This window comes from Nostoc sp. DedQUE04 (assembly GCF_034530995.1).
Classification (GTDB): domain Bacteria; phylum Cyanobacteriota; class Cyanobacteriia; order Cyanobacteriales; family Nostocaceae; genus Nostoc.
The window spans coordinates 1-14,431 of sequence record NZ_JAVRCA010000092.1 but is presented as its reverse complement, the minus strand read 5'-3'; the positions used below and the strand labels follow the sequence as shown (position 1 = coordinate 14,431).

The following is a 14,431-nucleotide window of genomic DNA, read 5'->3' as shown; positions in this document are numbered from 1 at the left end:
GTAGTCAGAAGTTAAAGGTATTGCCAGAAACAGTATTAGTTCCGCCTTTAATAATTATCCCTTTATAGTTTTCAATAGTTTGAGTCAATTGCGGTTGAGCTTCTTTAGCCAATGCTTCCACAGCTTGAGCAATTTCAGGATCTTTCTTTGCTGCTTCCTCTACCTGCTGCCCAATAAGATAAGCTTGACCATAATCTAAAGGTTGCGTTTTAGCCTGTTCGATAACCTTCGCCGTACTAGGTTCCTTGCGTTTCAGCAGAACTAACAACTTTTCGCCTTCGTTCCAAGCCTTTTCGCCGATGATTTCCCCAGTTTTCTCAAAGGCTTTGATGATTACCAAAGTTGCGATCGCACCTGCTGTCAGTGATACTGGCTCCATAAGTTTGCCAAAGTATACGAGATTTCACTTATGATTCTCAGTTTAACAGAGCTAGGGCGAATGAAATGAGACTGTTGGCGAATTAATAAAAGGTCTAACCCATCATTTCTGATTACTCTGATTTCAGTCCGTTTCAACGGACTTGAGCTATTAGCCCGAAATTTATTTCCGGGCGGGAAAGCAACGCCAAACCAATCTTTTAGGGGTGAGTAGCTGTGGTTTATAATCACCCTTTTAAATTTTAAGGGACGACTTCAACAGGTGAAATCGCCCCTTTAAACTTATAAAACTGAAATATTCTCTATCTGCTTACTCTTGCAGGTTCAACCCACTCATCCCAAGAGCTATCGTAGCCATCATAAGTAATTTTATAAAGATCGTTGCTAACTTCTAAAACCTGCCCTGGATACCATTTTCCTTTCCACAAAATTCTCACTGCATCGCCAGCTTGAAATGATGCCCGAAAGCGTGCAGTGCCAACCCATTCATCCCAGGAACTATCATAACCATCGTAGGTAATATAGCACTTCTCATCATTAACCTGAAGTACCGTTGCTGGATACCATTTTTCCTTCCAAAGAACTTCAGCTTTTTGTCCTACAGAACAGGGTGAAGCAGCAAAAGCACTGGGAATTAATGTTCCTACCCAAGTTGCTATGAATATAGCGCCAAACAATACTTGATTTTTCATGATTATTTCTATCCTCAAATAGTAAAACCAAATTTTGATGCTGATTTCTGGAAATCTACTTCAAAACTTGCAACTAACTGTTACTATTTTTGTGGGATTTGTTTAGCGATCGCCTCAGCAAAAATTATGAATTTATACTGCCGAATGTGAAGATAGCACCGCAGGATTCCGCATTTAAAAATAACGGTAGTTACTGATTTTACGAATTTGGTATCAATGTATAGTAGTGCTTATACCAAAGCTGAACTCCACACGTTATTCATTAGATATCTTGCAAAATTCCCTAACACCTCACCTCTTAATCCCCTCTCCAAAACATCGGCTACAGTGTACGCACAAGTCGAATTACCCCCCTTAATCCCCCCTTATAAAGGGGGGAAAAAAGAAATTTAGTTCCCTCCCCTTTATAAGGGGAGGGTTAGGGTGGGGTAATTCGAGAACTGGTAGTGATTCGATAACTTGTGTGTACATCGTCACCGATACTTTGGGGAGAGGACACAAAACATAGCGTTGGCGGGGTGTCGTTCTTATCTGTGATTCATGCAAGAGTTCTATTTTTTAATTCCCCTTTCTAAATCTCATTTCATAAAGTCCGAGCAAGCCTGCTGCTATTAGCAAAGGTAAGAAATAATAAACTCCCCGATAAGCTAACATTGAACCCAAAACTGCCGCCGCCGAAACTTTTGAAGAGAGAATCAGCAAAATTATAGTTTCAAATACTCCCAAACCACCGGGAACATTACTAACCATACCTGCAAACATCGCTAGTAAATAAATTCCCAAAAAGTCTAAATATGACAAAGATATATTACTAGGAAGTAAAGCATAAAGAACTGCTGCCGCCAGAATCCAGTCAAAACTAGAAATTGCTATTTGAGCCAGAGATATTTTCAAAGAAGGAAATCGAAATTCATGTCTACGAATGATTAATGGTTGTTTGATAAAAATACTTCCTAGTAAGTAAACTGCAACTAATAGCAGAAAAATTACACCGATGGGACGCACAGTAGCAAAAGGTAAATGTAATTGAGTGGGAACCTTCAAAGGATTGATGATAAATAATAAACCTGCAACAGCAAACATTCCCAACCAAAAAGTAAAATTGGCGAAAGCAATTACTTGAGCGATCGCTACTGCTGACACTCCCCAACTAGCATAAAATCGATAACGGATAGCACTGCCAGTCAGCAAAGCAAAACCGATGGTATTACTAAATGCAGAGCTAATAAAGTTAGTGAAAGCTATCTTATTCCAACTTAAAGAACGATTAATGTAGTTAAAACCTAAGATATCGTACCCAATCATCACTAGATAACCCAAAGCTGTCAGCCAAATTGCCCAACTTACGCGACTTTTGGGAATAGCAGCTAGAGAGTTGAGGATATCACGATAATTATACTCACGTAATTCGTTAGCGATCGCCAACAGGGAAAGCACCAGCAGCAACAAGCCAAACAAAGAACTGAAATTGAGTTGCAGGTTTTTAAGCATAGTGAAGAAACTTATCCTAACCTTGACTTTTAATTTACAACCAGTCGTAAAGTTTCCATTCTGTTGACACAGCGTTGACATATCACTTGCATAAGATTTTGAAAACAAGCAACGACTACCCCATGCTCAATTCCCTTCAAAGATGAACTACAAACAATCTAAAACTCTCTTGCTATTTTCAGTATTAACTCTAGTTAGCTGTAATTTTTACCAAAGTGTCGTCGCAAAACCACCGCAACAGCAGAATTTACAAACAACGCCTTCTGTTGTTCCAACCCAGCGCAATACTAGCAACTCAGAAACTCCCCTAACCTATAAAATTGAAACCTACGATAGTCAAGCAATGGGTGCAAGTCGCACTTATGGCGTTTCTTTACCTCCTGGCTATGAGCAAAACCCAAAACAAAGGTATCCTGTAATCTTTCTCCTCCACGGTGGACATGGTAATCCCAGTGATTGGTTTATTCAGAATAAGGGACAAGCTCTCAAGACTGTAGAACAACTTTATACTACAGGTAAGTTGCCACCCAGCATCATCATTACACCAGATGGCAACGACAAACGTGGCTCTAGTCCGTACCGAGATCCAGAATATATCGATGGCCCTAATGGTAAAGTCTCTACAGCCGTGGGCGATGAGTTAGTAAAAGTTGTGCAAAGCCGTTATCGGACAATAAATAATCCAGCTTTTTGGGCGATAGGTGGTTTATCTTCTGGTGGTTGGGGAGCAATAAATGTCGGATTACACAACCTGGATCGTTTCTCGATTTTATTTAGTCATAGTGGTTATTTTCAAGATAAAAGTGGCCCGGCGAATAGCCCAATATTTTATATCAAAACCATTCCTATACAAGCTCAAAAAAAATTAAAAATCTACCTGGATTCGGGTACATCAGATATTGATGAACTCAAGGAAGCCGAGCAATTTAGGAAAGTACTAAATCAACTTAAAATTTATAATTCATTTCGTCAGTTTCCTGGCAGTCACACTTGGCAATACTGGCGGAAGCATTTAGCAGATTCATTGACATTTGTCGGCGAACAATTTCGAGCTTCAGAAACAGCAAATATGGCTGATAAAACTTTAAGTATTAATCATAAAAAATGGTCAAAATAATTAAAAATCCATAAGACAAGGTCTAAGCTAGTAATGAAAAGTTTGTAGTAAGCACTTTAGTGCTTGGAAAATTAAGGACTAAAGTCCTTACTACGAACTTGCTTCCCCATCAATTTCAACTTGAGAGATTATTAGTATAATAAATAATACTATTTTACCAACCATTTAATACTTGAAAACCACATTTTCAAAATTATACTGCTATTTTGAAAATGTTCATTATAGTAAGTTCTAATGGAGGTAATTTTTTTAAGTTAAAAGAATATAAAAAATATGAAGATTTCTAAATTTTTAATTGGCTTAGTAGGAGCGATCGCACTCCTCACTAGCGTTGGTTATTATTATGTATTCATCTTAGGTGCGCCACAACTAGACCCACCCAAAAAAGAGGCAAATACTGGGCTAAAGTTTCAATTAGCAACCTTCAACTCCCAAGCGATGGGTGCAGTCCGTAACTACGGCGTGATTTTGCCCCCTAGTTATAGCAAAAATCCCCAAAAGCGCTACCCTGTGATATTCTTACTACACGGTGGTCATGATGACGCTCGTGCCTATGCTGATAAATACGCACTTTTAGATGTATTGCATGAACTTTATCAAAGTGGAAAATTACCGCCATCGATTGTGATTACACCTGATGGTAATGATAATCGCGGTTCTAGTCCTTTATACGACCCCGATTACTTTGATGGGCCGAATGGCAAAATGGGGACTTTGATTGGTTCAGAATTAGTACAAGTTGTCAAGTCGCGCTACCGCACTTTGGAAGAACCCCAATTTTGGGCACTAGGAGGTTTATCTTCTGGAGGATGGGGTGCATTTAATATTGGATTACGCTATCTCAACAACTTTCAGATTTTGTTTAGCCATAGCGGTTACTTTACTGATGACAGCGGTTCACAAAATAGTCCTCAACAAATTGTGCAACAGCTACCAGTTAAAGATAGGAAGCGATTGCGTTTTTACCTAGATGCGGGTGTGAACGATCCTAATTTGTTAGCCTCTACCAAAGCCTTTAACGAAACCTTAAATAAATTAGGCATTGCTCACGTATTTTATGCATTTCCTGGCGGTCATGGTTTGTCTGGTGCTAATGTAGGCTGGAACTACTTCCACAAACATCTTAAAGATTCACTCTCCTATGTCGGAGAACAGTTTAAACAATTAGGAGTTAAGAGTTAAGAGTTTTAACGCCATAACAAATGACAAATGACAAATGACCAATGACCAATACTTCGGCTTCGCTCAGTACAAGTGACCAATGACAAATGACAAATGACAAATAATTTAAAAACTCAGATTGGACTTTGGAGTGCAGCTTTCCTAACAGGTTTAGTCGGAGTAGTAAATTTATTATCAGCAGTGACACCTAACCTGTATGGGCGGACTCACTGGTTAAATGAATTTTTACCATTTGAAATTCGTGCCAGCGGTCATATATTTGCAGCATTGACTGGGTTTATTTTATTAACACTTGCTACTAATTTATTACGCCGTAAAAGAATAGCCTGGTTACTTACCATTGGTTTATTAATAATTTCCATTTTCAGCCATTTGCTAAAAGGACTGGACTATGAAGAAAGCCTACTCTCTGGAGTTTTGCTGCTGCAATTAATCTTGATGCGCTATTATTTCACGGCGCAATCAGACCGTCCTTCCATTGCACGGGGAGTCAGAGTGCTGATAGGCGCTTTATTATTTACCCTGGCATACGGAACTATTGGATTTTACTTGTTAGACGGCAAATTTTCAGAGAATTTTAATTGGCGGGAAGCGATAGTTCAGACTTTGGCGATGTTCTTCACCGAGGATAATTGGGGGCTGCAACCAAAGAGTCGATTTGGAGAATTTTTTGCTAATTCTATCTATATTATTGCCGCAGGTACTATTACTTATGCAATGGTAATGCTGTTGCAACCTGTGTTTTGGCGAAATCTAACAACTACAAATGAGCGAAGAAGAGTTAAAGAAATTGTCGAGCAATATGGATGTTCTTCTTTAGCAGCGCTCACTCTCTTAAATGATAAAAGTTATTATTTCAGTCCTTCGGGTAATAGTGTAATTGCTTATGTTCCCAAAGGACGGGGTGCGATCGCCTTAGGAGATCCCATCGGCCCCATTGAAGACCGCAAAGAGACAATTATTGCTTTCCAACAGTTTTGTCAGCGTAATGACTGGTATCCTGGCTTTTACCAAACTATGCCCGATGATGTTGAACTTTACAAATCGTTAGGGTTTAAAGTACTTAAGATTGGAGAAGAAGCGATCGTTGACTTAAAAAGTTTTACCTTACAAGGTAAAGCCGGTAAAAACTTTAGACCATCAATCAGTCGTTTAACTAAGCTAGGATACCAAATCGACTTTTACCAACCACCCATCGCCAATGATTTATTGCATCGGCTCAAATCTGTGAGTGATGAATGGTTGAAAATGGTACAAGGTTCAGAAAAACAATTTTCTTTGGGTTGGTTTGACGAAGCTTACCTGCGAGAGTGCGAGATTGCTGTGGTGCATAATCCTGAAGGTAACATCAGCGCCTTTGCCAACATTATCCGCGAGTACCAACTCAACGAAGCGACTATTGACATGATGCGACATCGCTCATCTCTTGAAAATGGCACAATGGACTTTCTATTTATTTCCCTGCTCCAGCATTTTAAAGAGAATGGCTACGACAGCTTTAATTTCGGTCTTTCTGCACTTGCTGGAGTTGGAGACAACCCAGAATCGCGCCGCTTGGAGAAAGTATTGCGCTATCTTTACGAGCATTTGAATCGTTTCTACAACTTCAAGGGACTCCACGCCTACAAAGATAAGTTCCGTCCCCGTTGGGAACCGCGTTACTTAGTTTACCCCAGTTTAGCTGCCTTACCAGATGTAGTTGTAGCATTGATTCGTGCAGATTCAGGCGATCGCCTCTTCGATTATTTCAAACCCGGAGCCTAAATCTAGACTCAAAACAAAGCAATATCTAGCAGCGGCTACGCCTACACAGCTTGTCCTTTGTATGATACAATTGTACTATAATTCAAGGCAAGGCTGTTCTTCGCGTTGCCTAAATTCCTAGCGAATAGACTCAAAACTTACTTTGCGTTCCTCTGCGCTATACTCTGCGCGACGGCAGTCGCTACAACGGGGAGGCAGCGAGGTCTTGGGGGTTTCCCCCATGAGCGACTGCCGTGGGAACCCCCGCAACGCGCTGCCTCCCCTCTGCGTTTAAACTTAAACCCTCAATCATCCACAAACTTACCATTAAATTTCACACGGTAAGAACAGTTTATTTTGGAATATTAATAAACTTCAATAACCTTGTTATAAAAGATTATTGACCTTATTCGCAAGGTGAGAATATGAGCGACAATAAAATTTCTCTAGTAGAATTAATCCAAATTTTTGGACAATACTGCAATAACATTATCATCAATATCAAGCACTTACAAGAAGATTATCAAAGAACAGGTATTAAACGTATTAGAGGCATTAGAAACGAAAATGGAGAACTGTTACAACCTTGGTTAACAACAGAATATATAGATAATGCTGAGTACGTTGACATGGGCGAGTTTCAGTTGAGTCGCAACGCTGCTACTATCAATATGCTTATCAAGCGTAGAGTTAAACTTGCAAAATTTGAAGACCAAACTCCTACTATTGAAGTAGCAGGCTTGTTAGTAAATGACCTCAACGCTTTTAATAATTACACGATTGTAAGTGACGGTAAAATAAACGTAAAGTCATTACAAGTCAAAATTAGCAGTAAAAAAGTCTTTGATTTACTCAAACAAAAAGGCATACTAGACGCAGAAGAATTTGACTTTTGGGCAGAATATACGATTCAGTTAGATAATTTGCCACTTGTAGCTGCTAATAGTAGTTACAGCAGTATTGATGGACTATTCAATGAACTCGCAGAAATTAAAGTACTGAATAGTATTATGTGCGCTCACTTGAAAAATGAGTCAGATGTATTTATCGAGACGCAGTTAGATGAGTTTAAAAAGCACTATCTGTCTAAGAATACTTACATCAATTTTCCTACAACCAACGAATATACTGATATCAAGCAAGCTTTAGTCGATGGGACTATTGACTCAAAATTGAGCTATAAAATCGATATTGGCAGTCAAGATATTCTGAATCTGAGTAAGTTCCCTTCTGCTAACAAGTTTCTCAATAGAATGTATCGCCTTTATGACAAAGAAACCGGAGAAATTATCATGAATCCGAGTTTTGAGATGGTATTTAATGAAAATCTCGCTGTTAGGCACAGGTTATTATCATCACGTACCAAGATTACAAAAGTTGACGAATTGATGAAACCAATTTTTGATGATTTTCTTGGGCTTGAGCAAAATGGCATTGTTGAAGGTATTCTTAAGAAAGTTGGTGCTGATAGTTTAGCGCAGTTATTAGAGGATAAACAAACTGGTAAGCAGATCGGCAAAGAAGAAATGGTTGCAGCTTTAACGGTGGCAAATAAAAAGTTAGAACAATATGCAGAAAATATCTACCAAGATAAAATATCTCCCTTAGTATTTTACATTGGTTGTACTGGACTATTGCCAGAACAAATGCAAGCCAAAGCCATGACTTATGATGAAGCTGCTGCGAAATACCCAAATTTGCAATTTTCTAAAAATGAGCAAGAAGGCAGTTTTTTTGCAGTTGGTGATAGTATTATCAGTATCTATACTAAAACAGAATATTACAGTAAAGTTCTTTCTGCCAGTACAGATAATTAGATTATATAGCAATTATAATTTTTGCTGATTACACAGTAGTGGCACAAATAGTTGTGTCACTACAAATATGTATTATGAATCTAATTGATAACTGCTGGAAAAACTTCATAGAAAATCCCAAAAGATTAAAGATTTTTAGCATTTTTGCACTTCTTTATTGTCAAGCAGGAAATTTGGCTGTATAGATTTATTTTGTCGAATAGGAATCTCAATTATAAATGTTGCTCCTTCTCCTAGAGATGAAATACATCGCAGTTGACCCTGATGTTTTTTTGTGACAATTTGATAACTAATTGACATCCCTAAACCAGTTCCTTTACCTACTACTTTAGTTGTAAAGAAGGGATCGAATAGACGTTGTTGAATTTCTTGGGACATTCCCACTCCATTGTCCGCAATTTCAATAGCAACCCAATCTGAGTTGAGTAACTCAGTGCGAATAGTGATTTTTGGATTACAACTTGACTCCTGGTTATTGACATATAACTCTTCCAAAGCATCGATCGCGTTAGTAATAATATTCATAAACACCTGGTTAAGTTGACCGGCGTAACACTCTATTAGAGGGAGTTGACTATACTTTTTAATAATTTTGATTTCGCAACTGTCAGGCTTGCCTTTGAGGCGGTTTTGCAGAATCATTAGCGTACTATCAATACCACTATGAACATCCACTGCTTTCATTTCTGCTTCATCCAGTCGTGAGAAATTCCGTAACGACAGTACAATGTTGCGAATGCGATCGCTGCCGATTTGCATAGAATTTATTAATTTTTGTAGGTCTTCAATCAGAAAATCTAACTCGATCGCTTCTATTTCTTCCTGAATCAATGGTGTTGGATGAGGATATTCTTTTTGGTAAAGTTGCAGTATTTCTAGCAATTGTTGGATGTATTCTTTAGCATGAGTGATATTGCCATTGATAAAGCTAATGGGATTATTAATTTCGTGAGCTACACCCGCAACTAATTGTCCCAAAGAAGACATTTTTTCTGTTTGAATTAGTTGTGCTTGGGTTTTTTGTAATTGTTCAAGGGTTTCTTGAAGTTGTTGATTTTTTTGAGTTAATTCCTGCTCCCTTTGTCGCAAAGCAGACTCAGCTTTTTTGACAGCAGTAATATCTAAACCCATTTCCACAACCATCGGCTCACCATTCATATCCTTGAATGGATAATCGTAAATCTGATATACGCGATCTGTTTTACTATCCACCCATTCCCAGAGTTGCGGAGCGTTACTGTCAAAAACACGAAAGGTAGGACATTCAGGACAAGGTTGTTTTAATCCGGCGATCGCCTCGTAACAACGTTTCCCTGTAGGGTCTCCAAATACCTCACGGAAGCGTTGGTTATAAAATCCCACCCCGTAATCCTTGGGTTGCAGATAGAGAAAAGCTGGTAACTGATTGAGTAGGTTATAAAGGCTTTCCCGTTCGGTTTGCAGCGCTTCTATTCGCCGCAGTTGTTGACTAATGTCTTTACCTACTGCATAAATTAGTCCCTTTTGAGAAGTTGATAAACTCCAACACAACCACCGATAACTACCATCTTTATGAAGATAACGGCTGTCCCACTGCAACTGTTGCTGTGGTTCCGTTGGCAAGTGACTGATTGTGATATCATCTGGATGCACTAATCCCAGCCACAAATGCCCGATTAAGTTTTCCGGTTTCCATCCCAATACTTGTTCCCATGCTGGATTAACTTGTTGGTAAAAACCATCTTGTCCGATGATACAAAATAGATCAGATGAAAGGTTAAAAAAGTCTTCCAGATCAAACACAGTAATCTTGCCACTCAAGTTGTGTCTTTAAGGTAACTAAGCATATCCACTAACTTCAATGTTAGGATTACTGAAGTAATCACTATCCAATATTTTTCAGTATTCTTTTAAAAGACTGTAAATATAAGCACCATTTATTAGGGATTCCCTAAAATACAGGTAGAGCTTGGACTAATTACAGAAGAAATTGAACTTGTGGGTGAAGACATCAAAACAATAACACTACCTATAATCTGTAAAGACAATAACAAAATAATACTGTAGTAAATAATTTTTAAATCTTTATTAATGATTTGAAAATAGCGCTCTACGAAGGAAGAATAACCTGCAATTCCCACAGAGCCAAAACTTCCAATAATTAATAATTCAATGGAAGAGGTAAATGGCGATCGCTCCCGATCCAAACAGGTTATAAAATTACCTTTTTCAATTACAAAATTTCCTAACACGGAGTTAAATATCCCTGGTTGCACAACCATTAATTGTGGACTTATTTCGTGAGGATATTTGACTAAATAATTATTTCCAGAATGCCATTGATTACTATATTGACCTACAGATAATGTACTCGCCATTGATTCTCCAGATGGTAAAAGCACAGCAGCAATACTCAAGGCAATACTAGTAGCAGCAACCACAACTTTTTGCTTGATTTTCATTTAAATTTTCCTTTGCCTTTGTCTAAATATTTGCTGTTTACATCCCCAATCCTGACCGGATAAATAAATCAGCAATCCTACCAAGTCCGATCCCAAAACCCGGAACTATAAATAGAACCATCATGGCAAAAAGTCCGAATTGGGTATATTCCAGTGGCTTTAGCTGAGGAAAAATCTCACTGAAGACATGAAAGCCGTCGAGTGGTGGAATTGGTAACAGATTAAACAGAAACAACGTCAAGTTTATCCGAGCTGCTAGGTAAAGAAATTCAGCACTGAATAGTCCTGAAAGACTCAAATTAGCAAGAATTTTAAGCATCACAATAAATAGAATGCCTAAAGCTAGATTCGACAATGGGCCTGCTGCTGATACCAAAATATTGCCTAGCTTCCCAGAGCGAAATTTAGATGGGTTGACGGGCATTTGTCCCCAAGCTATACCCATGAGACAGAGAAAGATGATTGATTCCTTACCCATGTGAACTACAGGATTCAGCGTCAGATGACCAGTTTGTTGTGGAGTATTATCTCCCTGACTCATCGCAGCCCAGCCATGAGCGAGTTCATGTAAAGTGATGGAGAATATGACAATTACAACTATTCTGAAGAAATGAATCGGCTCTGTGATAAGTGTTTGGATAAACATACGTTAGTAAATTTTGGTAATGCCCCATCTGTGTAATAACAAGCTTTTAGTATAAATTTTATTAAATTTGTACTTAGTTTACTACTGTGATTTTTGGTATATTTTATAAATTAAAATTTACTACTTTTATTAATCTCAATTGATTTGATAGCTTAAAAAAAGCATTTCATAACACTTTAAGGATTTTAAAACCTGGGAGTAAGTACGTATTTATTTTATTTTTTAGTATATAAAAATTTAAAAAATTAAGTAATTTTTGAATTATTTAGTATAAAATAGTACATTCTTTAAGAAATCACAAATCACTGAATAGTTCAGCTTGATTTGTGTCTAACTGCATCTATAGTTTCATGTTTCTTTGAGTCAAAATAGAGCCGCTATTGTCTTATTATTTTGATATAGCAATCTGATTTGATTTCTGAATTAATCGTAGGGACTAGGGACTGGGGATGGTGGGGCCCCCTCTGGGGATAAGGGGTAATGGGGACTGGGGACTGGGAAGAAGGAATAAAGCTGTACTGAGTTTTTTTCACGCAATCAAATATGAGTCCTATATAAGCTAATCAGTATTCAAGTTGCATAATCAGGGCGGGCTTTTCGACCCACCACACAAGATACTGAGAAAATTTTCATCTGCAAATTAGATGTGTTTTAGCTTATCAGTTTGCAAAGTTAATTTTATTACCTGATATAGCAATAGATTTACTAATAATCTTTAAGAAAATTACGCATAAATCAACTTCGATGAGACAATCTGACCTAATCTTCTCAACCTAAAGGAAGACATGAACGATCGCACAAAGGCTCTACAGGCTCTCGCGGCTGAACGTTGGCGGGTATCCTTGATTCTGACTGGAGCCATGATGTTTATTTACTTTGGCTTTATCCTATTAATCGCGTTCAATAAACCCCTGCTGGGGTCATTAGTATTTCCTGGTCTCAGCTTGGGAATTTTACTAGGGGCGCTAGTAATTGTCTCAGCATGGGTGTTAATTTTTATCTACGTGCGTTGGGCAAATAGTAGTTACGACGACCAAATCGCAAGGCTGACACGCAAGTGAAAATGGGTATGGGGCATGGGGCATGGGGCAGGGGGCATGGGGCATGGGGCAGAGGGCATGGGGAGCAGGGGAGCAGGGGAAGAAAAACTATTGATTCTTGAGCTATGCCCAATGCCCAATGCCCAATGTCCAATGCCCAATACCCAATACCTATTAGCAATTTCTAGTCCCAAATTCAAATTATCAAACCCAAAATTAAGCATGAATAGTGTGTGGTTCGATCTGCCACTAGCGGCGGATATTACCAGTCTTGGTAAGTTTAACCCGTTGGCGATCGCTTTCTTTTTTCTGTTTGTTGTAAGTTCTTTAGGCATTACCTATTGGGCGGCAAAGCTCACCAAAAATACGGCACAGTTCTATACAGCTGGCGGTAAGATTAGCGGTTTCCAAAATGGGCTGGCCCTAGCAGGAGACTTTATGAGTGCAGCTAGCTTTTTAGGTATCGCTGGACTGGTCGCACTCAACGGCTTTGACGGCTTAATTTATTCTATCGGCTTCTTGGTGGGCTGGCCGATTGTCATGTTCCTAATTGCCGAACCACTACGTAACTTAGGTAAATACACCTTTGCTGATGTAGTGGCTTTTCGCTTGCAGCAAAAACCTGTACGTATTGCCTCTGCAATTGGAACGCTGGTAGTAATCAGCTTTTACTTAATTGCCCAGATGGTAGGTGCTGGTGAGCTAATCAAACTATTGTTTGGCTTTGATTATGAATTAGCTGTGGTCATCGTCGGTTGTGTGATGATGGCTTATGTGATTTTTGGCGGGATGATTGCCACCACTTGGGTACAAATTATCAAAGCAATTTTGTTACTTGGCGGAACTGTCTTACTAGCTATCTTGGTACTGGCACGATTTGGCTTTAACCCGATCGCTCTTTTCGCTGCTGCATCCCAAAAGTATACAGGTGTATTAGCTCCAGGCAAACTGGTTTCCGATCCCTTTGATGCGATCTCCTTGGGGATGTCGTTAATGTTTGGCACTGCTGGATTACCCCACATCCTGATGCGTTTCTACACAGTACCCGACGCCAAAGCAGCGCGGCTCTCTGTTACTTACGCTACAGCTATTATTGGCGTTTTTTATCTCCTTACCTTTATTCTAGGCTTTGGAGCAATGGTGCTAGTAGGTCAAGATGCCATCAAGCAAATTGGTACTGGTGGTAATATGGCTGCGCCGATGTTGGCAGAATTTCTCGGTGGTGATGCTTTCTTAGGTTTTATTGCTGCTGTTTCTTTTGCGACGATTTTGGCGGTTGTTGCTGGATTGACACTTTCAGGTGCGGCTGCACTGTCTCATGATTTGTGGGTGAACGTGGTGCGATCGGGCCATGCTGACGAGTCAGAACAACTGAAGGTGGCTCGCGGTGCAACAATGCTTTTGGGATTAGTGGCAATATTCCTGGGCATCTTGTTTAAAGGGCAAAACGTGGCTTATATGGTAGGTTTAGCATTTGCGATCGCTGCGAGTGCAAACTTCCCAGCCTTACTCTTATCCATGCTTTGGCGGCGCTTTACTACTAATGGTGCAGTTGCAAGTATGTTAGTAGGTACTGTCTCCTCTTTAGTGCTGATTTATTTATCACCTACTATTCAAGTAACGATTCTCAAGCACGCTTCTGCACCTTTTCCCCTAAAAAACCCTGGATTAATCAGTATCCCACTGGCGTTTATTGTGGCGATCGTCGTTTCACTATTGAGTACTGAACAACAGGCACAGGAAAAATTTGCGGAAGTTGAAGATCGCATTCACATTGGTTCTGGGATGTGATTTTGTCATTTGTCATTTGTCATTTGTGATTGGGCATTGGGCATTGGGCATTGGGCATGGGGAAGAGACAAGGTAGACAAGAAAAAAGGAAAA

General features: G+C 39.2%; 12 protein-coding genes. 6 read left to right on the top strand and 6 right to left on the bottom strand.

Annotated features, from left to right (window positions below):
• Window positions 1-4: 4 nt before the first annotated feature.
• The 3 genes from RM049_RS35995 to RM049_RS35985 all read right to left on the bottom strand — a co-directional run bounded on the left by RM049_RS35995 (window position 5) and on the right by RM049_RS35985 (window position 2,561).
• Entirely contained in the window at window positions 5-379 is a 375-nt protein-coding gene (locus RM049_RS35995; RefSeq protein ID WP_322707627.1) for a hypothetical protein, read from the bottom strand.
• Window positions 380-680: 301 nt separating this feature from the next.
• Window positions 681-1,070, bottom strand: a complete 390-nt coding sequence (locus tag RM049_RS35990; protein ID WP_322707626.1) for a Tudor-knot domain-containing protein — start codon at window positions 1,068-1,070, stop codon at window positions 681-683.
• 558 nt (window positions 1,071-1,628) lie between these two features.
• The gene (locus RM049_RS35985) at window positions 1,629-2,561 is read right to left on the bottom strand and encodes a lysylphosphatidylglycerol synthase domain-containing protein (protein WP_322707625.1); all 933 of its coding nucleotides are present in this window, start codon (window positions 2,559-2,561) and stop codon (window positions 1,629-1,631) included.
• Between the two features lie 142 nt (window positions 2,562-2,703).
• Between RM049_RS35985 and RM049_RS35980 the strand changes: the two genes are divergently transcribed.
• From RM049_RS35980 to RM049_RS35965, 4 genes are all read left to right on the top strand, one after another.
• Window positions 2,704-3,678 carry an alpha/beta hydrolase gene (locus RM049_RS35980; protein ID WP_322707624.1) on the top strand — a complete coding sequence of 325 codons (975 nt, stop codon included), beginning with the start codon at window positions 2,704-2,706 and terminating at the stop codon, window positions 3,676-3,678.
• A gap of 273 nt (window positions 3,679-3,951) precedes the next feature.
• Complete coding sequence (locus RM049_RS35975; protein WP_322707623.1) at window positions 3,952-4,860, top strand: alpha/beta hydrolase; 909 nt, start codon at window positions 3,952-3,954, stop codon at window positions 4,858-4,860.
• 93 nt (window positions 4,861-4,953) lie between these two features.
• Complete coding sequence (locus tag RM049_RS35970; protein ID WP_322707622.1) at window positions 4,954-6,624, top strand: phosphatidylglycerol lysyltransferase domain-containing protein; 1,671 nt, start codon at window positions 4,954-4,956, stop codon at window positions 6,622-6,624.
• A 404-nt stretch (window positions 6,625-7,028) separates the two neighbouring features.
• A complete protein-coding gene (locus RM049_RS35965) occupies window positions 7,029-8,420 on the top strand; it encodes a hypothetical protein (protein ID WP_322707621.1) in 1,392 nt (463 codons plus the stop codon).
• Between the two features lie 135 nt (window positions 8,421-8,555).
• Here RM049_RS35965 and RM049_RS35960 read toward each other — a convergent pair whose 3' ends face one another.
• The 3 genes from RM049_RS35960 to RM049_RS35950 form a co-directional block, all read right to left on the bottom strand.
• Window positions 8,556-10,202 (bottom strand): PAS domain-containing sensor histidine kinase, encoded by a 1,647-nt coding sequence (locus RM049_RS35960; RefSeq protein ID WP_322707620.1) that lies wholly within the window; start codon window positions 10,200-10,202, stop codon window positions 8,556-8,558.
• Window positions 10,203-10,339: 137 nt separating this feature from the next.
• On the bottom strand, window positions 10,340-10,861 hold the full coding sequence (locus tag RM049_RS35955) for a hypothetical protein (RefSeq protein ID WP_322707619.1): 522 nt from the start codon (window positions 10,859-10,861) through the stop codon (window positions 10,340-10,342).
• A gap of 37 nt (window positions 10,862-10,898) precedes the next feature.
• Window positions 10,899-11,507, bottom strand: a complete 609-nt coding sequence (locus tag RM049_RS35950; RefSeq protein ID WP_322707618.1) for a site-2 protease family protein — start codon at window positions 11,505-11,507, stop codon at window positions 10,899-10,901.
• Window positions 11,508-12,292: 785 nt separating this feature from the next.
• On the opposite strand from RM049_RS35950, the gene RM049_RS35945 reads away from it, so the two are divergent.
• Window positions 12,293-12,568 (top strand): DUF485 domain-containing protein, encoded by a 276-nt coding sequence (locus tag RM049_RS35945; RefSeq protein ID WP_322673478.1) that lies wholly within the window; start codon window positions 12,293-12,295, stop codon window positions 12,566-12,568.
• Between the two features lie 15 nt (window positions 12,569-12,583).
• A complete protein-coding gene (locus tag RM049_RS35940; protein ID WP_322707617.1) occupies window positions 12,584-14,338 on the top strand; it encodes a sodium:solute symporter family transporter in 1,755 nt (584 codons plus the stop codon).
• The last annotated feature ends 93 nt before the right edge of the window (window positions 14,339-14,431 follow it).

Coding starts and splice junctions, on each gene's coding strand:
- RM049_RS35995 (WP_322707627.1), bottom strand. CDS start 379: ATGGAGCCAGTATCACTGACAGCAGGTGCGATCGCAACTTTGGTAATC.
- RM049_RS35990 (WP_322707626.1), bottom strand. CDS start 1,070: ATGAAAAATCAAGTATTGTTTGGCGCTATATTCATAGCAACTTGGGTA.
- RM049_RS35985 (WP_322707625.1), bottom strand. CDS start 2,561: ATGCTTAAAAACCTGCAACTCAATTTCAGTTCTTTGTTTGGCTTGTTG.
- RM049_RS35980 (WP_322707624.1), top strand. CDS start 2,704: ATGAACTACAAACAATCTAAAACTCTCTTGCTATTTTCAGTATTAACT.
- RM049_RS35975 (WP_322707623.1), top strand. CDS start 3,952: ATGAAGATTTCTAAATTTTTAATTGGCTTAGTAGGAGCGATCGCACTC.
- RM049_RS35970 (WP_322707622.1), top strand. CDS start 4,954: ATGACAAATAATTTAAAAACTCAGATTGGACTTTGGAGTGCAGCTTTC.
- RM049_RS35965 (WP_322707621.1), top strand. CDS start 7,029: ATGAGCGACAATAAAATTTCTCTAGTAGAATTAATCCAAATTTTTGGA.
- RM049_RS35955 (WP_322707619.1), bottom strand. CDS start 10,861: ATGAAAATCAAGCAAAAAGTTGTGGTTGCTGCTACTAGTATTGCCTTG.
- RM049_RS35950 (WP_322707618.1), bottom strand. CDS start 11,507: ATGTTTATCCAAACACTTATCACAGAGCCGATTCATTTCTTCAGAATA.
- RM049_RS35945 (WP_322673478.1), top strand. CDS start 12,293: ATGAACGATCGCACAAAGGCTCTACAGGCTCTCGCGGCTGAACGTTGG.
- RM049_RS35940 (WP_322707617.1), top strand. CDS start 12,584: ATGGGGCATGGGGCAGGGGGCATGGGGCATGGGGCAGAGGGCATGGGG.